The organism is Pseudomonas sp. H1_G08 (genome assembly GCF_054681355.1).
On sequence record NZ_CP162822.1, the window covers coordinates 2,220,492 to 2,242,578 of the forward strand.

Consider the following 22,087-nt stretch of genomic DNA (forward strand, 5'->3'; position numbering starts at 1 on the left):
TTTTACTCCACGCAACTACTGCCAAAAGCCCAACAACGCTAATCTGACCGACACTTCACTCAACACCCGGGAGCCTCGTCGGTATGGAACTTCATGTCGTGATCAACGGCCGCAAGGATCTTGCCGGTCAGTTGTATCAGCAGCTGCGCGCGGCGATTGAATCCGGGCGGTTGGCGGCGGGTACGCAGTTACCGCCGAGCCGCTTGCTGGCCGAGCAATTGGGCATTTCGCGCAAGACCATTTCCGACACTTATGCGCAGCTGACCTACGAAAACTTCCTCACCGGCGTGATCGGCAAAGGCACCTACGTCAACGCCCGCCCGGCACAGGTGCAGCGCAAGCAGAGCCACACCGAGCTGGCCAGTGCCGAGGTGATCGAGAGCTGGCGCAATCTGCCGGTGTTCCTCCGTCACCCGACGCTGCAAGGTTCGCTGCGCTACGACTTCATCGGCGGCGCCACCAGCAAAGGCCAGTTCCCCCACGACGACTGGCGCCGCTGCGTCGCCCACGCGATGCGGCAGATGGCGCAGTCGAAAGGTTTCTACAGCGTCGCCGAAGGCTTGCCGGCGCTGCGCAATGCGATCGCTCGGCACATCGCGTTTTCCCGTGGCATCAACTGTCAGGACGAGGACATCGTCGTATGCAACGGCGCGCAGCAGGCGCTGGACCTGATTGCCCGCGTATTGACCCGTCCCGGCAGTCTGGTGGCCATGGAAGACCCCGGCTATCCGCCCGCGCGCTTGTTGTTCGGCACGCATGGCGCGGAGGTGGTCGGGGTGCCGGTGGATGCCGAGGGCATTCAGGTCGAGCACATTCCCGATGGCACGCGGCTCATTTACGTCACCCCGTCGCACCAGTTTCCGCTGGGCATGGCGATGAGTCAGGCGCGCCGCGAGGCCCTGCTCGCCCGTGCCCACGAGCTCGGCGCGATCATCATCGAAGACGATTACGACAGCGAATTCCGCTACGAAGGCCGGCCTACGGATTCGCTGTACAACCTCGATCAGCGCGGCATCGTCGCCTACGTCGGCACCTTCTCGAAAACCCTGCTGCCGGAGTTGCGCCTGGGCTACGCGATCTTGCCGCCGTCGATCATCGAGGCAGTGATCCGCGCCAAACAGCTCACCGATCTGCACGCCTCGACCCTGCCGCAATGGGCGCTGGCCAAGTTCATCGCCGAGGGTTGCCTGCTCAAGCACATCCGCCGCTGCCACACGATCTACGCGCAACGCCGCGAACGCATCCTGGAGCGCATGGCGACGGATCTGGCGCCATGGCTGCAAGCCGTGCCGGCCAGCGCCGGGTTTCACATGGCGGTGTTCTGCAAGGTGCCTATCGATTTGCCGTTGGTCATCGAGCTGGCAAAAAAGGTCGAGGTCGGCCTGTATGCGATCAGTGGTTTCTACTACCAGCAGCCGGCGAAAGAAGGCCTTTACTTCGGTTTCGGCGCCATCGAAACCCTCGACATCGACATTGCCCTCGATCGCTTGCGCGACATCCTCGAACAGCTGTCATGAGCCGTTGGTATAAGGCTTTTACCGCCGATTGGTTATTGGTGATTCATGGCGACAGGCCTATTCTGCACAGGCGTTATCCCTCAGTGAGCAGGATTCGTCCGGCCTGATTCAGGAGTGTGAGCAATGTCCAACGAAGTGATCAACACGGTTGAAGTGAAGGCGGTTGCGGGCCGCTCGGAAGAGCTCGGCAAGCAATTGCAGAAGATCGTCGACACCCTGCGCGAAACCCCGGGCTGCGATTCCTACCTGGTCGACCGCTGCCCCGAGGACAGCCACCGCTGGACGGTCAGCGCGCGCTGGCAGTCGGAAGCGGCGATGCAGGCGCATTTCAACCGGCCCGAGGCACAGGGGTTTATCGACCTGATCGATAGCCGCCTGGCCAATAGCGTCGATTTCAACAGCTTCCCTATCGTCTAAAAGCAAGATCAAAAGATCGCAGCCTTCGGCAGCTCCTACTCTGGAATGCGTTCCCCTGTAGGAGCTGCCGAAGGCTGCGATCTTTGCTTTTGAACCAGAATTGGTCACCTGATCTTCGCGAATATTGGCCGTTTGAACCGGCCACATTGCGGCCTACTGTGAGCACACCCCCACCATCACAGGTAACCCGCCATGAAAGCCCTGCACCTCGTCGCTGCCGCCCTCGCCTTCACCCTCTCCGCCTCGGCAATGGCTCACGACCCATCCGAAAAAATCACCGTCCTGCAGGACCAACTGCTGAAAAACGCCCCCGGCAAGAAAGCCATGATGATCGAAGTCGACTACCAGCCCGGGCAATCCTCGATCGCCCATAAACACGAAGGTACGGCGATGGCTTACGTGCTCGACGGCGAAGTGATTTCCCAAGTCAAAGGCGAACAGGCGATCACTTACAAAAAGGGCCAGTTCTGGTACGAGCCGGCCGGCTCCGAGCATCTGGTGTCGAAAAACGCCAGCTCAACCAAGCCTGCCAGGTTGCTGGTGTTCATGGTGATGGCCCCGAACGAGCAGGTGCTGATCCCGCTGGAAAACTGATGGCTGCCTGATCACATTTGGAATGCGATCAACCGTGGGAGCGAGCCTGCTCGCGAAGGCGCCAGACCGGACACCACAAAATCCCTCAGACATTAAATCCCCGGCAAGACAGGCCATCCCGTCTTCCAAATCCACAATCATCCGCCGCTGTCCACTGTCAGGTCTGACAGTGGACAGCGCGACCGAAAGCTCCCCAAATACCAGCACTGCGTTGATTTGCCGGTCCCTATCGACTGATCGCTTTACGCAAAAACAGCGTATTCGAGGAGCAGACCATGACTGAAGTAAAAGACACCGCTGTGCATAACCTGGACCCCACTTTCGGCCCCGACAAAAATGGCCTCACCTGGTTTAAATATCCCGATCAGGAAAACGGCTTCGCCAACGCAGTTGCCGTCGCGGCGGACGGCAAGCTGCTGATCGCCGCAAGTCCGGGCAACAAGTTCGCCATTGTGCGATTGAAGACTGATGGCACACAGGACACTTCGTTTGCCCGGGATGGCGTGGCCAGCGGGGTTTTCGCTCCGGGCTATAAATCCACGGGTGGCAGCATCAGCATCCTCAAGAACGGAAATCTGTTGCTTCAGGGTGCCTTTTATCTACACGAATACGCACAGCCACAACGCTGCCTGGCAATGTTTCGCAATGACGGAACGCCCGAGACCGCATTTGGCGTCAACGGCGTAGTCTTCGTTGATCCGATTCCGGTGCCCGCGCTCACGTCGTCCGAGATCGAACTTGGGCAAAAACGCACTACGGCATCCGATTACAGTGGCCATGCCATTGAACTGGACGACGGAAAACTGATGGTATTGAGCAACCATCGATATTCCCCCAATGACCAATGCGGTCTTTTGATCAGGCTGCAAAGCAACGGGGCTCTGGACACTGCGTTTGGCCAGGGAAAGGGTTACGTCGTGATTCGATACCTGGCCAACTTCACGTGGGCTGGCTCACTGATCCGGCTCCAGGACGGCAAATTCGCCATCGCAGGTTACGTTTCACGTGAAAACCGCTACCGCGCAATGATCGCCCTCTTCGACGCCACAGGTAAGCCTGTCAGCAGCTTTGGCGATAACGGTTTTGCCCTGTTCGACCGCCTGGACAAGCTCAGTCAGATCAACCAACTGGTCGAAATGCCTGGTGGCAACATCCTTGGCATCGGTAGCGCCACCTCGAAGGATTTTGTTCACCAGGGCGTCCTGGTTTGTGTCGACAGGAACGGGAAATACGCCATCGACTTCAATGAAGGGAGGCCTGTCCTGACGTCCTATCCAAAAGCCCTTTTCGGCATCCAATGGACTGCTGGCACGCTGAGGGACGGACACATCGTCGTGCTTTCCAGCACCCACGGCGAACAAGACTCGGAAATCGTCATTGCCCAGTTCAAATCGGAAGGCTATCCAGATCGCGATTTTGCCGACGACGGTGTGCTGGTCATCAATCTGACCGCCGTGCTCGACATGGCGGGAGGCCTTGCCATTCAGAACAATCAGCTTGTCGTAGCCGGAACATCCCTGCCCCGTACGGACGGCGTCGGTAGCTTCGCCTTTCGCTGCGCCGATACGTTCTGAATGACAGACAAGAAAAAGCCCCGCCTCTTTCGAGAGCGGGGCTTCTTCATTCAGCCACTACTTACGCCAGTTCAAGCTCGGCATTCGCAGTGATCGCAGGCACGATCGCTTGCCCGCTCAACGCCAGATCCAGCAGTTCACGGTTGGCCACCGCGTACATGGCGTAGTCCGTACCGCTCGCAGCACGGATTTCCACCAACATGGCGCGCCAGCGTTCGATCATGCTTTCGTGCTGGGCCATCCACAGCGCCAGGCGTGCTTCCACGTCCTGCGAGCCGTCGCCCTGTTGCAGGACGGAGATGGTGATCGCCCGTTGCTGCCAGTCGACGTCATCACGGAACGCTTCACGGGCCAGAGCCTGCCAGTTGTTTTCAACCGGCAGAGCGCTGATCTGTTGCAGGTACCAGGTGATGTCCAGCGCAGAGCCGACGGCGAAGTAGGCCTTGGCCACTTCGGCCGGGTTCTGCCCGGTGACGTCTGCGGCTTCGATGATCGGCAGCAGCGTGTACAGGTGCGAAGTACCCGCAACCATACGCGCCAGCAATTCCGGCACACCGGCTTCGACGTACGCCTGATAGCGCGACTGCCAGTTCTCGCGGATTTCGCCGCTGAGCAGTTCGTCGAGTTTCAGACCCAGTTCTTTCAGGTGCGGACCGAAATGCGCGACGTCACGGGCAGCGTTCTGCTCGTTGCGGCGGGCACGCAGGAACCAGCGCGTGGCGCGACGGCCCAGACGCATCAGCTCGTCCATCAGCTCCAGCTGCACGTCAGCGGAAACCTGGTAGTCCAGCGCTTCGATCTGACGGAACCAGTGCGGGAGGTGGAAGATGTCGCGCACGATCACGTAAGCGCCAGCCACGTTCGCCGGGCTCATGCCGGTCGACTCTTTGAGTCGCTGCACGAAGGTGATGCCCATGTGGTTGACCAGATCGTTGGCGATCTGCGTGCTGACGATCTCGCGCTTCAGACGGTGGCGACGCATGGCTTCGGAGAACTTGCTGACCAGGGTCGGCGGGAACGCCGTTTCCATGTCGCGTGTCAGGTAGTCGTCGTCCGGCACCAGCGAGCCCAGCAGCTGCTCTTTGAGGTCGATCTTGCTGTAGGAAATCAGCACCGACAGCTCAGGACGGGTCAGGCCGTGGCCCTCAGCGACGCGCTCGGTCAGTTGCTCTTCGGTCGGCAGGAACTCGATGGCACGGTCCAGCTTGCCACGGCCTTCCAGATCGCTCATCAGACGCTTGTACTCAGCGATGCGCGCGTAAGCACGGCGCGCCGCCAGGGACAGGGCCTGAGTCTGCTTGTAGTTGTTGCCCAACACCAGATTGCCGACTTCGTCGGTCATGCTCGCCAGCAACTGGTTGCGTTGCTTGTCGGTCATGTCACCGGCCTGAACCACTTCGTTCAGCAGGATCTTGATGTTCACTTCGTGGTCGGAGCAGTCCACGCCACCGGCGTTGTCGATGAAGTCGGTGTTGGAACCGCCGCCATTCAAGCCGAATTCCACGCGACCCAGTTGGGTCATGCCGAGGTTACCGCCCTCGCCCACGACTTTGCAGCGCAACTCGTTACCGTTGACGCGCAGTGCATCGTTGGCCTTGTCGCCGACATCGGCGTGGCTTTCGGTGCTGGCCTTGACGTAGGTGCCGATGCCGCCGTTCCACAACAGATCCACCGGCGCCTTGAGCAAGGCATTGAGCAGTTCGGTCGGGGTCAGCTTGTCAGCCTGGATGTCGAAGCGTTCTTTCATCTGCGGCGAGATCGCGATGCTCTTCGCGCTGCGCGAGAAGATACCGCCACCTTCGGACATGATGCTGGTGTCGTAGTCGGTCCATGCCGAACGCGGCAGGTCGAACAGACGCTGACGCTCGACGAAACTGGTCGCCGGGTTCGGGTTAGGGTCGATGAAGATGTGCATGTGGTTGAATGCCGCGACCAGTTGCAGCTTGTCGGACATCAACAGGCCGTTACCGAACACGTCGCCAGCCATGTCGCCGACGCCAACCACGGTGATGCTGTCTTCCTGAACATTGATGCCGCGTTCGCGGAAGTGGCGCTGTACGCCGACCCACGCGCCCTTGGCGGTGATGCCCATTTTCTTGTGGTCGTAACCGGCCGAACCACCGGAGGCGAACGCGTCACCCAGCCAGAAGCCGTAGTCGATGGCGATGCCGTTGGCGATGTCGGAGAAGGTTGCAGTGCCCTTGTCCGCCGCGACCACCAGGTACGGGTCATCGTCGTCATGACGCACGACATTGACCGGCGGCACCAGGGCGCCGTCCTTCAGGTTGTCGGTGATGTCCAACAGACCGGAAATGAAGATGCGGTAGCAGGCGATGCCCTCCGCCGCGATCTCGTCCCGGCTGCCGCCCAGTGGCAGACGACGCGGCAGGAAGCCGCCCTTCGCACCCACCGGCACGATGACCGAGTTTTTCACTTGCTGGGCTTTTACCAGGCCGAGCACTTCGGTACGGAAGTCTTCTTCACGGTCGGACCAGCGCAGGCCACCACGAGCAACGTTGCCGAAGCGCAGGTGCACGCCTTCGACGCGTGGCGAGTAAACGAAGATTTCAAACTTCGGCACTGGCTTTGGCAGCTCAGGGATCGCATGCGGGTTGAACTTGAAGCTGAAGTACGACTTGTTCTGGCCGTTGGCATCCGTCTGATAGAAGTTGGTGCGCAGGGTGGCTTTGATCAGGTCGAGGTAACGACGCAGGATGCGGTCTTCGTTGAGCACCTGAACATCGTCCAGTGCAGTCAGAATCGCTTGTTCCAGACGCAGTTGCTTGTCTTCCAGATCGTCGCTGCCGAGCTTGCGCGCCAGGTAGAAACGGGTCTTGAACAACCGGGTCAGTTCGCGAGCGATGTCGGTGTGGTTGTTCAGGGTGCTGGCGATGTAACCCAGGTCGAAGCCCAGACGAATCTGCTTCAGGTAACGGGCGTAGGCACGCAGCAGCGCGACGTCGCGCCATGGCAGACCAGCGGTCAGCACCAGACGGTTGAACGCATCGTTCTCGGCATCGCCGCGCACGATGTGCACGAACGCGTCCTGCAGGGTGTCGTTGAGTTGCTGGATGTCGAGGTCCAGACCTTCAGCGGCGGTGAAGGCGAAATCGTGAATCCAGAATTCGCGGCCATTGGTGTGACGCAGGCGGTACGGGAATTCACCCAGCACGCGCAGACCGAGGTTTTCCAGAATCGGCAGGACGTCGGACAGCGCCAGCGGCGTGTCGGCGTGATACAGCTTGCAATGCAGCTCGCGCTGGCCGGAGACCTGACCGAGCGGCTGATAGAAGCTCATCACCAGCGGATTTTTTTCGTTGAGGCTCAGCAGGTGCTGCATGTCGACCACGGCCGAATGCGCAGCAAAACGCTCGCGGTAGCCGGCCGGGAAGCCTTTCGGGAAGTCGGCCAGCACGTTGGTGCCGTGGGCTTCGCCGAAGCTCTCGACGGTCAGTGCGGCGTAGTCGTCCTGCCAGCTGCGGCACGCTTGTACGACTTCTTTTTCCAGCAGCAGCGGGTCGATGTCGAGGCGGTTCTTCGGATCGACGCGCAGAATCAGCTGCACGCGGGCCAGCACGGATTCCGAGAAGAAAGTCCAGAATTCGCAATCGGAAGCCTTCAGGCGCTCCATCAGCACTTGCTGGATCTTCTGGCGCACTTCAGTGGAATAGATATCGCGCGGCACGTAGGCCAGGCAGTAGCAGAAGCGACCGTACGGGTCTTTGCGCAGGAACACGCGGATCTTGTTGCGTTCCTGGATCTGCACGATCGACATCACAGTGGTGAACAGTTCGTCGACCGGGGTCTGGAACAGGTCGTCACGCGGCAGCACTTCGAGGACCTGTGCCAGTTCCTTGCCCAAGTGAGCCTTGGACTGGAAGCCGGAGCGGCGCTCGATTTCTTCGACCTTGCGGCGGATGAACGGGATGACCCGCACGCTCTCGCCGTACACCGACGAGGTGTACAGGCCCATGAAGCGGTGTTCCTTGATGACTTTGCCGTCGGCGTCGATTTCACGGATCGACACGTAGTCCGGGTAAGCCGGACGGTGCACACGGCTCGGGTGCGCAGCCTTGGCGAACGACAGCAGGGTCGGTTCGCGCAGATAGGACACGGCGTAGTCTTCGATGCGCAGGTCTTCGTAGGTCAGGCCGGTGCGCAGCAGTTTCGTCAGGCCGAGGAAGGAGTTCCGGTCGTACTCGATGTGGCCGCCATCGGCTTGATCGGTAACCACGAACTCTTCGTAGCCGAGGAAGGTGAAGTGGTTGCCCACCAGCCATTCCAGGAAGCTCTTGATTTCGTTCTTTTCGTCGGCATCGACCGGATAGGCGCTGTTGTCGAGCTGGGTGAGGATGTCCTGCACCTTGGCTTTCATCGGCTCGAAGTCAGCAACGGCGACGCGCACTTCACCTAGCACCTGCTCAAGCTCTTTGCTCAGCACGTTCAGCTCGGCCGCGTTGGCGCAACGGTCGATTTCCAGGTACATCAGCGATTCGTGCAGCACGCCTTCGCCGGTGCTGCCTTTTGGCAGGATTTCCAGCAATTCGCCCTTGCTGCCACGACGCACGCTGAGCACGGTGGTCTGCAGGGTATGAATGCTGTAGCCGCGACGGTTCAGCTCGGTACGCACCGAGTCGACCAGAAATGGCAGGTCGTGGTGCAGCACTTCGACCGCGGTGTGGGTCGACTGCCAGCCGTGGCGTTCGTAATCGGGGTTGTAGACACGCACTTGCGGTTGCGCGTGATCGAAGCGCTCAAGCAGGCGCCACGCAGAGAGAGTACAGCCAGCGAGGTCGGAGAGACGACGTTGAGTCAGCTCGTCCAGGGAAATGATGCCGAAGAATTGTTCAGCGAACAGCGCCACTTGTGGCAGTGCCTGTTCACTGATGTGCTGCGCCAGTGCCGCTTGCAGTTGGTGCTGGAAGTCGGCTTTGCTGGCTGCGGTGAAGAACGCCATCTGTGGTACTCCGCTTAAGCTTGTTATTGATGGAAAGCGTCGCGTGCAACACCCCTTTCGGGGCTGGTGTCGCCCTGTTCCTGATTCTCGGGCAGAGGAAACAGGGAGACAGGTGGGTGAAGCTGGACGGGACACTCAGGTCACATTCACCTTCCATGAATGAGCATCTGCAAAAGCGACTGCCAGCACTGCCGACAATGCCTTTACGGGTGCTCATCCGTTGCGCAGCTTAATGGGTGCGACAATGTGTCTGCTTGCGGTGCTGCGACATATTCGGTCATTGGCACGTAAATGCAGGGTTTGGCCTGCATCAACACTAGCAGGCGTGAGCTGAAATGCAGGCTCGATACCCCGGTTTCACGGGACTTTCGTGCCAGGACAATCCTTGGGAACGTTACATATCCGGAAACGAAAACGCCCAAGGCCCTGTTATCGACCCTGAGCGTGGCATCCGGTTCAGCGCTGGCGGTTGACGCGGATCAGTCCGGCAGTTCCTCAAAGGCTCTGAATTTGCTCACCGTGGCGCAGTCGTAGCACATCGTCTGCAGGATCTGCTTGTCCATGCTGGCGTCAATGTTGCTCGAATCGCATTCGCGGCAGAACAGGCGCAGATTGCCCAGCAAGTCGCTGTCGAACGCTACGGCGCTGAAGAATTGCGGAACCAGTTCGTCGCGCCAGTACATGCCCGGCGACTTTGAGAATCCGGCGCCGCTGTCCTTCAGCACTACGTCGTAAAGCAGTCGCTGCAAGGCTGTCTGCGGCACCCGCGCATCACGATGGCCGTTCTTGCGCCAGTTACGGACGAGCGCGTCCTGCGCCGTGCCCAGCATGTTGCGCGGAATGGTGTTGGAGGCGTGACTGCGCCCTTTGGAATTGCCGGTGGCATAAAAGTGCGCGGCGTTTCGTACCGCCAAGCGGGCGAAGTAATACAACTGACTCACCGAGAAGTCCTGCAACAACTGCCCGACCACCTCATCGGCACGGGCTTCGGCCGTGAAGGCGAAATCCACCTCACTGGCCAGCACACGAATGTATTGAAGCGACTCTTCGCGGGCGAGACTGAAGACCAGCGAATAGATTTCGCTCTTCCAGGCAGCCTTTACGCTGCCCGACAATTCCTGATACAGCGCCAGATACAGATTCTCTCGGTTACTGCGCGCCGCGCCATCCAGCGTGACGTTGGGCAGCCAGCGCACGGCGCTGTACTCGCGAATACTGCAACCCTCGCTGCGATCGAAGGCGTTGATATCGGATTCGGTGGAAACCGCCAGCACCCCGGCTTCGTGCAGGTCTTTGAGCAACTCTTCCCGCGCCTCGAAGGTCAGGGCGAGCAGCTCCTCTCGGGATGGCGCGTTCAACGGCGCAATCCATTCAACGTTTGCGCCGTAGCCATCATCGAGCAAGGCAAGCAACGTCAACTTCTGCACAAAGCCCAGATTGGCGTAAGGCACTGCAGGGAGTTGCGCGCCATATCTGGCCTGCAACTCCAGACGGTCCCGCGCTGCCCGGGCGGCCAGTTGCTGCTGGCGAACCTTGAAACATTCTGTGCAGTTGCACGCTGCGTGGCGGCCATTGGCGCCGGGGACACTGTGCTGGTGCTCACAGCGTACGCATTTGAATGTACTGCGCAGCGAAAGCGGAGTACCCCTGGCGTAGCGGCGCATCCACATCGGCAGTTCACAGTAAGGACAGGTGAGGTCAGTGCTGACGAACGGTGGCAGAACCTTGAGCAGACTGCGCACCGTGGAAGGAATCTGGAATTGCGCCATCAGCTGCGCGGTTTTCTCACCTTCCAGATAGCGCTTGTAGATCTCCTCGATCTGTTCGTCAGACAGGTGGCGAATTTCTTCGGCGCGTTCGAAATATTGAGTCATGGCAAAGTTCCCTTTTTTGGGGTTGTCGTAACGCACTCCATTGCGCAAGAGCGGCGAAACTAACGGTAAAAAGGCTGCGATCACAAGGGAAAAATCGCAATTTCGGGTGGATTTTGCGCATCCGGTAATTGCCTTACGCTGGCGTCGGATTTTCCCTTCTCGCTACTCGGAACCGGGCGACGGAAATGTCCTGCTTTGCCACTTTTTACCGATGCAGGCAGCGCAAACCGGTTGAGACTGGCAAAATCGCGCCTTCGAACAGATTCACCGCCGCCACTGCCCAGGATTTCCCCCAATGCAAATGACCACCGCCCTACTGATCGTCAACCCGTGCGACGACGAAGAAGACAACATGGCCATGCTCTGCTGCCACAGCGACAAGGGCGAGATGTTCCTGATGAGTCGTTATCCGGATGAGGATGAGCTGGAGATCACCCTGGATGGCGAGCCTTCGACGCTTGACGGCGTGAAGGTCACGCTGACGTCGGAACTGCTGAAGATCGAGATTGCTGCGGCGGATGCCGATGCGTTGAATGGGGATGATGTGCTGGAGATCGCTTTCAACCCGGATATGGTGGATATGGAAGAGGTTGTTGAGACCTTGAAGAATATTCTCGATGGGACAGGAACTTTTGTAATTAATCTGGAATAACCAGGTCGGCTCGCATGACAAGATAAATGACGACGGCATTTGATCGCCCCTTATGCCATCGTCATTAATTCCACGCTGATCGATACCTCTACAAGCTCTAAACACCTGAAAACCATAATTCGCGCTAATTTTCCGCATAGAACGCCGCTGTGTTTAACAGCACGAAGCTCGATCCTACTACTCCTCAAGAAGTGCCCTACGCAATCATCGGAAGCCGTCTGATTGCGGGCCCACCCCTCCCTTGTTATTACTCGTTGCGCTTGCAAAAAAACATGCAAGCTCGGCGCACAAAAAAGTGCCGACAACGTGATATTCAATGGAGTCATATGTAATGGGTAGAAAACGTTCTGAAATAAACACCTTCGAGGATTTGCCTTATGGCTCGGGCCACTTTGAAGGTTTCCTGGCGACGGAACTGGACTTCTTCGCCTCACTGACCCGCTGACTCGGCCTCCCGATCAGCCAATCCTGAAAATGCCGAAAGTCGATCTTTCGGCATTCAAGCCTACGAGGCTCACCATGTCAGAGCGTGAGATTTCATCCAGCGAAGCGTTTGTCCGAATAAACAATATTATCCAGACACTGGGTTTGAAAGCGCGAGTGCGCTATGTCGATGACGGTAATCTGGTCGCTACTGCCGAACTCTATAACGAATACGACACGCTGATTGAATCAGGCGCAGGCAAAGGTCCCGACGCGCTTGTAGGTGCACTTGCTGAAAGCCTTGAGCACTACGCGATGTTTCACGCCGAGCCGCCATTTTGCACAACGCTTGGTTGCAGTGACATCGCTTCGCAGAACGGGGTCGAGTCGGACGGCATTTTCACAAGTCTGCGAAAAAACATCGAGCCTCTACAGTGTCTGCAGCTTGCAGCACTCGACGGCTGCGCCGGGCTTTTTGTGCCATGCGCCCTGCTGTATCCGGTCAAAGATGAACGTAAAACAACGAGTCAACCGACGCGCTTTTTAAATCGCTACGCCTCTAACTCAGGAACTGCTTTCGGCTGCACGAAATCAGAAGCACTGCTGCACGGTACCCTGGAACTGATTGAGCGACACCTGTTGTCCCGGTTTTTCATGGCCGTCTGCAGACTGATACCTGCGATAGATCTCTACTCACCGTCGGCGCCCCTGCTTGCGCAAGCCCTGTTCAACAACTCATACGCGCTACGGGCTGCCGAAGCTTTGCAGATCATCATTATCAAAGACGAGTCAGAAGTTTATCTGGCGGTTGCATTCCCACGAACCGGCCCCGGCGACCGACATATATCCGCAATCGGCTCCGGCTGTTCTTTGGACATATTTATCGCCATCCAAAGAGCGGTAACGGAGCAATTCCAATCAAACGCCTTATACGACGCCAACGATGAAATCGCGGACCGAAAGGTACTTGATGTGCTTTGTCAATCCGAGAAACTGAAACAGCTGATAGACTTTGCACCCGTTAAAAACTTGAAACTCAATACCCTGGCGCCGCCAAAAAGCCTGCTTGCACTCTCTGTTCCTGAACAACTTGCCTTGCTCCGAAAAAACCTGAGCGGTATGAACAAAGTCCTATTTTTCAGAACAGTCATGGAGTACCCGGGGACCAACGTAGTTACCCAGACTTATATCCCGGGTCTCGACCGATTCAACATAATCAGAAATGGCCAACCCGTAGCTCCTCAGCACATTTTGCTCGGCACCAGGAGCACGCCAACGGCGTGATCCAAAACGACCACAGGCCCATACTCATGCAGACATTTATAAGAACAGCCTGCGAGAAACATCGACTCCTGCTGGTGATGACAATAGGCGCGACCATCACCCTGAAAATCCTGGCCCTGGCCCCTCCTTTGTTATTGGGCAAGATCGTCGATTCACTAAACGATGCCGATCACACAACGCTGCGTACGCTGCTTTTTTTCACCGCAGCTTTTACGCTGGCCGGTTGCATTCAGTCGATGACCACCCCCCTGCAAACGCTGCTGCTCTCAAAGCTCGTCCAGCGAATTGTCATGGATGCTTCCATCAATTGGATGGCGCGGTTGATGGGCAAGGATTTTTCCCAGTTTGGCACGTGGCGAGTAGGACACTTCATCAAGTCGGTCGAGCGCGGAATCACTGCCCACGAACAGTTGCTGATGTTCTTCGTCACTACGGGTTTTCCCCTGTGCCTGGAATTTCTTATTGTGGCCGGCGCATTCTGGTATATGGGCGGAGCCTGGGTTTTCTGCGCGCTAGCTGGCCTCGGTGGCTGTTATCTCTATGCAACTCACCGGATCATTCGATGGCGCAGAAAACACATCGATGCTGTTAATGACCAGGAGGATGAGCTGAGTGCAACCTTGGTCAATACTTTGAGGGCTGGTAAATCGATAAAACTGGAACGCGCCGAACGCACGGCCCTGCAACCCTTGAACCGAGCGTTTGAGCGCTACGCCAATGCTGCGGTGACCGTAGCAGGCTCGGGCGGACTGTTGAGCGCGGCGAAGATTTTGTTTATCAGCCTGTCCACCGGCGGTTTGTTGGCTTGGGGAGTCATGGATCAGACGTCCGGACAAGCAAGTATCAGCGTCGGTCAGTTGGTGGCCATTTCCTCTATTGCTGGTACGTTCCTGTTGAATGTATCGGCGCTGACCGAAGGCTATCGGGTGCTGGATCAATTTTCGGCTGATCAACGGCGACTCAAAGAATTACTTGCAACTGCTGACTTCGATAACGATCGCTGCAATGACTCTGATGCGTTGCATAACCTATCAACATTACGGCTCGAGCCCTGCGAGATCACCCATAACGGTGTTGCGCAGCTATCAATTGCCAGCCAGATCAGCTTCCGACAGGGCCAATCCGTTGCGATCATCGGGCCCAGCGGCGCTGGCAAATCGACGTTACTCGAAGCGCTGGCAGGACTGGATTTTTCGGTGCGGCCCCGGCTGTTCATCGACGAGCTGTGCATAGATCGCTTAAATGCTCGCGTTCATCTGGAAACGGTGCGTTACAGCCCCCAGTCTCCGCAGTTCCTGGAAGGAAGTTTTGAACAGTCCGTACTTTTCGGTGTTGAGCAGTCGAAAGCATTGAACGAGGCAATTCAATGCCTCCAGCTTGATGAAATCATTGGCCGAGGTCACATCGCTGAAAACGCCACCAATATCTCCGGAGGTGAAGCGAAGCGGCTTTCGTTGCTGCGACTTCTGAATCGACCGGGCAAATTCAATCTGTTTGATGAGCCGAGTGCTTCGATTGAACCGAAACTCGCTACACCAGTGTGGGATTTGCTATTCAAGACATTCGCTGGACAGGGCCTTATATGTGTCACCCATGATGTTGAACATCTCCATCGTTTTGACCGCGTGCTCGTCATGCAGCAAGGCGCCATCGTTGATGAAGGCAAATGGTTCGAACTGCTTGAGCGCCCCGCCATCAAGGTCATATTGCACAGCTTGCACACGCAGACCTGAATCGCAAAAACGTCCAGAAACGGCCCCACGCAGTGCAAACGAGGGCCGATACTGACAAATCGCGCAAATGCCGTTAGTCGCCGCCCCCCACGATGGATTAAAGTAACGCCCCCAGCCCCGGCGTTATCCGAACGCCCCGGCCACCCCCTTTCCAGGAACAGTCACCGATGGAACATCGTGAAGCGCTGCTGGCGCTGCGAACCTTTCTTTCAACGCAGATTCTCGGCCAGGAAAAACTCATCGAGCGTTTGCTCATCGCCCTGCTCGCCGACGGCCACATGCTGGTTGAAGGCGCTCCCGGTCTGGCCAAGACCAAAGCGATCAAAGAACTCGCCGAGGGCATCGAAGCCCAGTTCCATCGTATTCAGTTCACCCCCGACCTGCTGCCGGCCGACATCACCGGCACCGAAATCTACCGTCCGGAAACCGGCAGCTTCGTCTTCCAGCAAGGGCCGATCTTTCACAACCTTGTGCTGGCGGACGAAATCAACCGTGCGCCGGCCAAGGTGCAATCGGCCTTGCTCGAAGCGATGGCCGAGCGCCAGGTCAGTGTCGGGCGCAGCACCTATGAGCTGTCGCCGCTGTTTCTGGTGATGGCCACGCAGAACCCGATCGAACAGGAAGGCACCTATCCGCTGCCGGAAGCTCAGCTCGACCGTTTCCTCATGCACGTCAAGATCGGCTTCCCTGACGCCGCCGTCGAACGGCGCATCCTGCAACAGGCGCGTGGCGAGGCGTTGAACGGCGAGACCAAGCCCGAGCGCCGGGTCAGCCAGCAGGCGATTTTCGCCGCGCGCAAGGAAATCCTCGGTTTGTACATGGCCGACGCCGTGGAGGAATATCTGGTGCAACTGGTCATGGCCACGCGCAACCCGGCCAAGTTCGACCCGGAAATGGCCGAGTGGATCGCCTATGGCGCCAGTCCGCGCGGTTCGATTGCCCTCGACCGCTGCGCCCGCGCCCACGCCTGGCTGGCCGGTCGCGACTTCGTCAGCCCGGAAGACATTCAGGCCGTGCTGTTCGACGTGTTGCGCCATCGCATCATTCTGTCGTTCGAAGCCGAAGCCGCTGGCATCGATCAGGACCGCGTGGTGCAGCGGATTCTCGACGTCGTCGCCGTCGCTTGACCCCCATGAACGCCGCCCTGCCCTCCGAACCCGGTATCCGCATCAGCCTAGCCGAGCTGATCGAGATGCGTCACCGCGTGCGCGAGGTGCAACTGTTTTCTACGCCGAGTCAGCGCAGCCCGCTGATCGGCCTGCATCATTCGAAATTCCGTGGCCGTGGCGTCGACTTCGATCAGGTGCGGGTCTATCAGGCCGGTGACGACGTGCGCACCATCGACTGGCGCGTCACCGCGCGCACGCAGGAGCCGCATACCAAGCTGTTCCACGAAGAGCGCGAGCGACCGATTTTCATCATGGTCGAGCAAAGCACGCGGTTGTTTTTCGGCTCGGGGCTGATGTTCAAGTCGGTGCTGGCGGCGCAGGTCGCGGCGTTGATCGGCTGGGCCGCGCTGGGGCACAACGACCGCGTCGGCGGATTGGTGTTCGGCGACAACGAGCACTACGAAATCAAGCCTCGCCGCAGCAAGCAGAGCCTGCTGCAATTGCTCAACCGGCTGGTCAAGGTCAATCAATCGCTGCACAGCGAGCGCGAGCCGGATCGCGATGCCTTCGGCGTGGCCCTGCGCCGCGCACGGGAAGTGCTGCGGCCGGGCAGTCTGGCCATCGTCATTTGCGACGAACGCGCGTTGTCCGACAGCGCCGAGCAGCAATTGAGTCTGCTGGCGCGGCATTGCGATCTGCTGATGTTGCCGCTGTCCGACCCACTCGATCACGCCCTGCCCGCTGCCGGCCTGCTGCGCTTTGCCGAGCGTGGCGCGCAGCTGGAAATCGACACGCTGAACTTCGACCTGCGCCAGACCTACCGCGCCCAGGCCGAAGCGCGCATCGCTCGCTGGGAATTGCTCGCGCAGAAGCTGCGGGTGTTGCTGATGCCCTTGAGCACGCAGAGCGAAATGGTCGAGCAGATGCGCGAGTTCCTGAACCCGCAGCGTCCGGGGAAAGGTCGATGAACGGCCTCGAACAACTGCAACCGCTGATCTCACCGCCGCCGATCGCGTTCTGGCCGCCGGCGCCGGGCTGGTGGCTGCTGCTTCTGCTGTTGCCGCTGCTGGGTTTCGCCGTGTGGAAGCTACGGCGTTTCATTCCGATGAAGAAACGCCCGCTGGTGCGCGCCGAGCAACCGCTGGACCCGGTACGCATCGCCGCGCTCGCCGAACTGGCGCAAATGCCCAAACCCTACGACGGTGCACCAGCCGGCGCTTGGCTGCAACAACTCAACGGCCTGCTCAAACGCCTGTGCCGCAACCACTATCCGTACAGCCAGAGCCACACCCTCAACGGGCGCAAATGGCTGGCCTTCCTCGATAACCGCTGCCCGGCTGCCGGCCTGACGCGCTGGATGGTGCTGGTTGAAGGCGCGTACAAACCGGAATGCAAACTCGACGACAAAGCCATCGTCGGCCTGACCCAAGCGGTCGACACGTGGATTCGCAAACATGTTTGAGTTCGCCTGGCCTTGGATCTTTGTGCTGCTGCCGCTGCCGTGGCTGATGCGTCTGATCCTGCCGGTGGCCGACAGCGGCGAGCCGGCATTGAAAGTCAGTTTCCTCGCCGACCTCGAAGGCCTCGCCCGCCGCCGCGCCCGCGCCAACTTGCCGGCGTGGCGGCAGCAGGCGCCGTTTATCTTGCTGTGGCTGATCTTGCTGATCGCCGCCGCGCGCCCGCAATGGCTCGGCGAACCGCTGCCGATTGCTGCCAGTGGCCGTGATCTGCTGGTGGCGGTGGACGTGTCCGGTTCGATGGATTTTCCCGACATGCAGTGGCAGGACGAAGAAGTCAGTCGCCTGTCGCTGGTGCAGCACTTGCTCGGCGATTTCCTTGAAAGCCGCGACGGCGACCGCGTCGGTTTGATCCTGTTTGGCAGTCAGGCCTACCTGCAAGCACCACTGACCTTTGACCGGCGCACCGTTCGCATCTGGCTCGACGAAGCGCGGATCGGTATCGCTGGCAAAAACACCGCGATCGGCGATGCCATCGGTCTGGCCCTGAAACGCCTGCGTCTGCGCCCGGCGCAAAGTCGCGTGCTGATTCTGGTCACCGACGGCGCCAACAACGGCGGCGAAATCAATCCGCTGACCGCCGCAAAACTGGCCGCCAGCGAAGGCGTCAGAATCTATCCGATCGGCATCGGCGCCAATCCCGAGGACAGCGGCTCGACCGGCCTGCTCGGGGTCAATCCGAGCCTCGATCTGGATGAGCCGGCACTCAAGGCCATCGCCGAAATCACCGGCGGCCAGTACTTCCGCGCCCATGACGGCAAAGAGCTGCAAGCGATCAAGGACACCCTCGATCAGCTCGAACCGGTGACTCAGCAACCGACTCAGGCACGCCCGGCGCAAGCCTTGTATCACTGGCCGCTGGCGTTGGCGCTGTGGTTGAGCCTGTTGCTGGTCGTCCGCGAACTGTGGCCGGACAATCCGCTGCAACGCCTGTTTACCAAACAACTGTATTTACAAAGTCCGCTGCCGGACTGGCGTGAGCGCTTGCAGCGTTTGCGCCTGCGGAGGCGCCGATGATCGCGCTCTGGCCGCACTGGTTCCGCCCTTGGTGGCTGCTGCTGTTGCCGCTGCTCGGCTGGCTGCTCTGGCAACTCTGGCACAGACAGAAACGCGCCGGGCGCTGGCAGATGATTCTGCCGCCGGCATTTCACGCTGCGCTGCTCAGTGGCGGCAGCGGTCGCCAGAGCAAACTGCCGTGGATCGCCCTAGGCGTGGCGTGGTTGCTGACCATTCTGGCCTTGCTCGGGCCGAGCTGGGAGCGCGTCGAACAGACCAGCCAGAAACCCGCCGACCCGCTGGTAGTCGTGCTCGAACTGACCCCGGAAATGCTCGCCACCGACTCACCGCCAACACGCCTCGAACAAGCGCGGCGCAAGCTGTTCGACCTGTTGCAGGCGCGCAGCGATGCGCAGACCGCCATCGTCGTTTATGCCGGCAGCGCGCACACGCTGGTGCCGCTGTCGGATGATCTGGCCACCAGTCGCAACCTGCTCGACGCGCTGAAGCCGTCGCTGATGCCGGAAGCCGGCCACCGCGCCGATCTGGCCGTGGGCAAAGCATTGGCCTTGCTCAAGCAAGGTGCGCTGGGACAGGGACGGATTCTGCTGATTGGTTCGTCGCTCAATGAAGAGGAACGGCGCGGCATTCGCCGTGCGCTCAATGGCGAGTCCACGCAACTGCTGATGCTCGGCATCGGCACCGCTGAAGGTGCGCCGATTGCCCAGGAAGACGGCAGTTTCCTCAAGGACGAGCAAGGCGCGATCCGCGTGCCGCAACTCGACAGTCCCGGCCTGGCGACTTTCCTCAACAGCGTGGGCGGTGAGTATCACCCTGCGCGTCTCGACGAGGCCGATCTTGGCGCACTTGGCCTGCTCAACGGCCCGCGCAGCCTGCGCGACGACGGCCAGACCGTGCGCCTCGACACGTGGGCCGATCAGGGTTACTGGCTGCTGTTGCCGCTGCTGTTGCTGGCTGCGTGTGCCGGGCGCCGTGGCTGGCTGTTCTGCCTGCCGCTGCTGTGGTGCCTGCCGCAACCGAGCTACGCTTTCGACTTCGAAGACTTGTGGCTGCGCCCCGACCAGCAAGGTTTGCACCTGCTCAAGCAGAAACGCCCGGCCGAAGCCGCGCAGCATTTCGATGATCATCAATGGCAAGGGGTGGCGTTGTACGAGGCCGGCGACTACAGTGGCGCCGCTCAGCGCTTTGCCGAGGGCAGCGATGCCCGCGCCCACTACAATCGTGGCAACGCTTTGGCAAAGAGTGGCGAGCTGGAAGCAGCAATCGACGCCTACGAACAGGCGCTGGAACTGCAACCGGATCTGCGTCCGGCGCAGACCAACAAGGCGCTGGTGGAAAACCTGCTGAAGCAGAAAAACGCTCCGCCGCCGCCCGAGCCGGACAACCAGCCGAACGAACAAAGTCTGCCCGGCGATGAGCCTTCGCCCACCACCGCGCCCCCTCCGGCGGTGAGCAGCGAAACCCAGAGCGAGGCGCAACCGGCCGAGTCGGCCAGCGAACCGCCGCCGACCGCCCCGCCGCTGCCCGGCCCCAATGAAATCCCCGGCAGCAACGAGGAAGAGGAAACCGACACGGTGCCGACCCTACGCCCGAGTGAGAACAACCTCGAAGGCGAGCAGCGTCAGGCGCTCGAGCAATGGCTGGGCAAGATCCCGGACGACCCGGGCGAACTGCTCAGGCGCAAATTCTGGTACGAACAGCAACAACATCAGGATCAGGAAAACAATCGATGACCCGCTTCACCGCTCTCTTGCTGCCCCTGCTGATCTGCACGGCCACCGCTCAGGCGGCCGAGCTGACCGCCAGCGTGGATCGCAGTCGCCTGAACTCCGGCGAGACGGTCGAGCTCACCCTCGAAACTGACGACGTCACCCAGTTCGGCAAGCCCGATCTGTCGGCGCTGGAAGCGCTGTTCGAAGTGCGCGGCACGCGCCAGGTCAACCAGCTCAACACCCTCAACGGCGACAACCGCGCGACCACACGCTGGATCATCACCCTGCTGCCAAAAGAAAATGGCAGCGTAGTGATTCCGCCGCTGCAACTGGGCGAAGCACAGAGCCAGCCGATCACCGTGCAGGTGATCGCCAGCGACAACCGCGAAGACAACAACAGCCTTGATCCGGTGTTCATCGAAGCCAGCCTCGACCAGACCAGCGTCTACGTGCAGGCCCAGGCCATCCTGACCTTGCGCATCTACCACTCGGTTTCGCTGTACGACGACAGCAGCCTGAGCCCGCTGCAAATCGCCGATGCGCGCATCGAACAACTTGGCGACACGCGCACCTACGAAAAAGACATCAACGGTCTGCGCCACGGCGTGATCGAGATGCGCTACGCGATCTATCCGCAACACAGCGGCCTGCTGACGATCGCCCCGCAGACGTTCAGCGCCACGCTGGTGGATACCGCGCCATCAGCAGACCCCTCGGGGCCGAAGCCCGGCAAACTGATGCGCGTCAGCTCGGCGTCGATTCCGCTGACGGTCAAACCGAAACCGCTGACCTACCCGGTCGATGCACCATGGCTGCCGGCGCGCAACCTCAGCCTCAGCGAAAGCTGGAGCCCGGAACCGGATCACACTCAGGTCGGCGATTCCCTGACCCGCAGCCTGACCCTGAAAGTCGAAGGCCTCGCCAGCTCGCAACTGCCAGCCCTGCCCGCCACCGACGTCAACGGCCTGCGCCGCTACCCCGACCAACCGGTGCTGAGCAACCAGAGCAGCGACCGCGGGATCATCGGCAGCCGCGAAGAACGCGAAGCCCTGGTGCCAAGCCGCAGCGGCGCGATCGACCTGCCAACCGTCGACGTGGTCTGGTGGAACACCTTCGAAGACCACCTCGAACACAGCAGCCTGCCCGCGCGCACCCTGCAAGTGGCGAACAACCCCAGCCTGCAGATCGACACCCCGGCCGGCACCCTGCAACCGAGTACGCCCGACAACGACACCCTGTGGTGGTGGAAACTCAGCACCCTGATCCTCGCCTGCACCACCCTGCTCGGCTTCGGCCTCTGGTGGCGCGCCCGCTGGCAACCGGCAATCCACCGCGCCGCCCAGACCGGCCCTAGCCCACGCACCCTGCTAGACGACATCAAACGCGCCAGCCAAGCCAACGACCCCCACGCCACCCGCCAGGCACTGGACGCCTGGGCGCGGCAGCAGCCGGAGACACTGGCAGACATGGCCGCGCGGTTTGTGCCGTTGTCGGACGCGTTGGATGGGCTGAACGGCGCGCTGTACAGCGAGACCGGGCAGCATTGGCAGGGTGAGGATTTGTGGCGGGCGATTCGAACGATTCCAGCCGCCGAGCGCGTGCAGGATCCGGTGGGTGAGAGTGGGTTGCCGCCGCTTTATCCGAAGTGAAAAGCAAAAGATCGCAGCCTTCGGTGCTCCTACAGAGTGGGTACGTATCCCCTGTAGG

At 59.9% G+C, this 22,087-nt stretch carries 15 protein-coding genes; 13 read left to right on the forward strand and 2 right to left on the reverse strand.

Annotated features, from left to right (window positions below):
• Positions 1 to 83 precede the first annotated feature (83 nt).
• The 4 genes from pdxR (at position 84) to AB4N85_RS10095 (ending at position 4,102) form a co-directional block, all read left to right on the forward strand.
• Positions 84 to 1,517 carry a MocR-like pyridoxine biosynthesis transcription factor PdxR gene (pdxR, locus tag AB4N85_RS10080; protein WP_217849020.1) on the forward strand — a complete coding sequence of 478 codons (1,434 nt, stop codon included), beginning with the start codon at positions 84 to 86 and terminating at the stop codon, positions 1,515 to 1,517.
• Between the two features lie 123 nt (positions 1,518 to 1,640).
• Positions 1,641 to 1,934 carry a putative quinol monooxygenase gene (locus AB4N85_RS10085; protein WP_016774982.1) on the forward strand — a complete coding sequence of 98 codons (294 nt, stop codon included), beginning with the start codon at positions 1,641 to 1,643 and terminating at the stop codon, positions 1,932 to 1,934.
• A 192-nt stretch (positions 1,935 to 2,126) separates the two neighbouring features.
• Positions 2,127 to 2,528 (forward strand): cupin domain-containing protein, encoded by a 402-nt coding sequence (locus AB4N85_RS10090; RefSeq protein ID WP_252867727.1) that lies wholly within the window; start codon positions 2,127 to 2,129, stop codon positions 2,526 to 2,528.
• Between the two features lie 275 nt (positions 2,529 to 2,803).
• Entirely contained in the window at positions 2,804 to 4,102 is a 1,299-nt protein-coding gene (locus AB4N85_RS10095; protein ID WP_252867728.1) for an NHL repeat-containing protein, read from the forward strand.
• A gap of 61 nt (positions 4,103 to 4,163) precedes the next feature.
• Here the strand turns inward: AB4N85_RS10095 and AB4N85_RS10100 are convergent, their stop codons facing one another.
• Both AB4N85_RS10100 and AB4N85_RS10105 read right to left on the reverse strand, forming a co-directional pair.
• On the reverse strand, positions 4,164 to 9,059 hold the full coding sequence (locus AB4N85_RS10100) for an NAD-glutamate dehydrogenase (protein WP_095180183.1): 4,896 nt from the start codon (positions 9,057 to 9,059) through the stop codon (positions 4,164 to 4,166).
• A gap of 479 nt (positions 9,060 to 9,538) precedes the next feature.
• A complete protein-coding gene (locus AB4N85_RS10105; RefSeq protein ID WP_236169872.1) occupies positions 9,539 to 10,933 on the reverse strand; it encodes a hypothetical protein in 1,395 nt (464 codons plus the stop codon).
• Positions 10,934 to 11,228: 295 nt separating this feature from the next.
• Here AB4N85_RS10105 and AB4N85_RS10110 point away from each other — a divergent pair, with 295 nt between their 5' ends.
• The 9 genes from AB4N85_RS10110 (at position 11,229) to AB4N85_RS10150 (ending at position 22,029) form a co-directional block, all read left to right on the forward strand.
• Complete coding sequence (locus AB4N85_RS10110; RefSeq protein WP_056789468.1) at positions 11,229 to 11,585, forward strand: hypothetical protein; 357 nt, start codon at positions 11,229 to 11,231, stop codon at positions 11,583 to 11,585.
• A gap of 519 nt (positions 11,586 to 12,104) precedes the next feature.
• On the forward strand, positions 12,105 to 13,292 hold the full coding sequence (locus AB4N85_RS10115; protein ID WP_252867729.1) for a YcaO-like family protein: 1,188 nt from the start codon (positions 12,105 to 12,107) through the stop codon (positions 13,290 to 13,292).
• A 26-nt stretch (positions 13,293 to 13,318) separates the two neighbouring features.
• Positions 13,319 to 15,025, forward strand: coding sequence for an ATP-binding cassette domain-containing protein (locus AB4N85_RS10120; protein ID WP_252867730.1), 1,707 nt, complete (start codon positions 13,319 to 13,321; stop codon positions 15,023 to 15,025).
• Between the two features lie 167 nt (positions 15,026 to 15,192).
• Positions 15,193 to 16,152, forward strand: a complete 960-nt coding sequence (locus AB4N85_RS10125; RefSeq protein ID WP_007913915.1) for an AAA family ATPase — start codon at positions 15,193 to 15,195, stop codon at positions 16,150 to 16,152.
• Between the two features lie 5 nt (positions 16,153 to 16,157).
• Positions 16,158 to 17,102, forward strand: a complete 945-nt coding sequence (locus AB4N85_RS10130; RefSeq protein WP_016774988.1) for a DUF58 domain-containing protein — start codon at positions 16,158 to 16,160, stop codon at positions 17,100 to 17,102.
• The gene (locus AB4N85_RS10135; protein WP_252867731.1) at positions 17,099 to 17,596 is read left to right on the forward strand and encodes a DUF4381 domain-containing protein; all 498 of its coding nucleotides are present in this window, start codon (positions 17,099 to 17,101) and stop codon (positions 17,594 to 17,596) included. The genes AB4N85_RS10130 and AB4N85_RS10135 overlap by 4 nt, the downstream gene beginning before the upstream one ends.
• Positions 17,589 to 18,668, forward strand: a complete 1,080-nt coding sequence (locus tag AB4N85_RS10140) for a vWA domain-containing protein (protein WP_056789460.1) — start codon at positions 17,589 to 17,591, stop codon at positions 18,666 to 18,668. Before AB4N85_RS10135 ends, AB4N85_RS10140 begins: the two co-directional genes overlap by 8 nt.
• The gene (locus AB4N85_RS10145; RefSeq protein ID WP_122750530.1) at positions 18,665 to 20,401 is read left to right on the forward strand and encodes a tetratricopeptide repeat protein; all 1,737 of its coding nucleotides are present in this window, start codon (positions 18,665 to 18,667) and stop codon (positions 20,399 to 20,401) included. The genes AB4N85_RS10140 and AB4N85_RS10145 overlap by 4 nt, the downstream gene beginning before the upstream one ends.
• Positions 20,398 to 22,029, forward strand: a complete 1,632-nt coding sequence (locus AB4N85_RS10150; RefSeq protein ID WP_460061655.1) for a BatD family protein — start codon at positions 20,398 to 20,400, stop codon at positions 22,027 to 22,029. Before AB4N85_RS10145 ends, AB4N85_RS10150 begins: the two co-directional genes overlap by 4 nt.
• Positions 22,030 to 22,087: the final 58 nt, after the last annotated feature.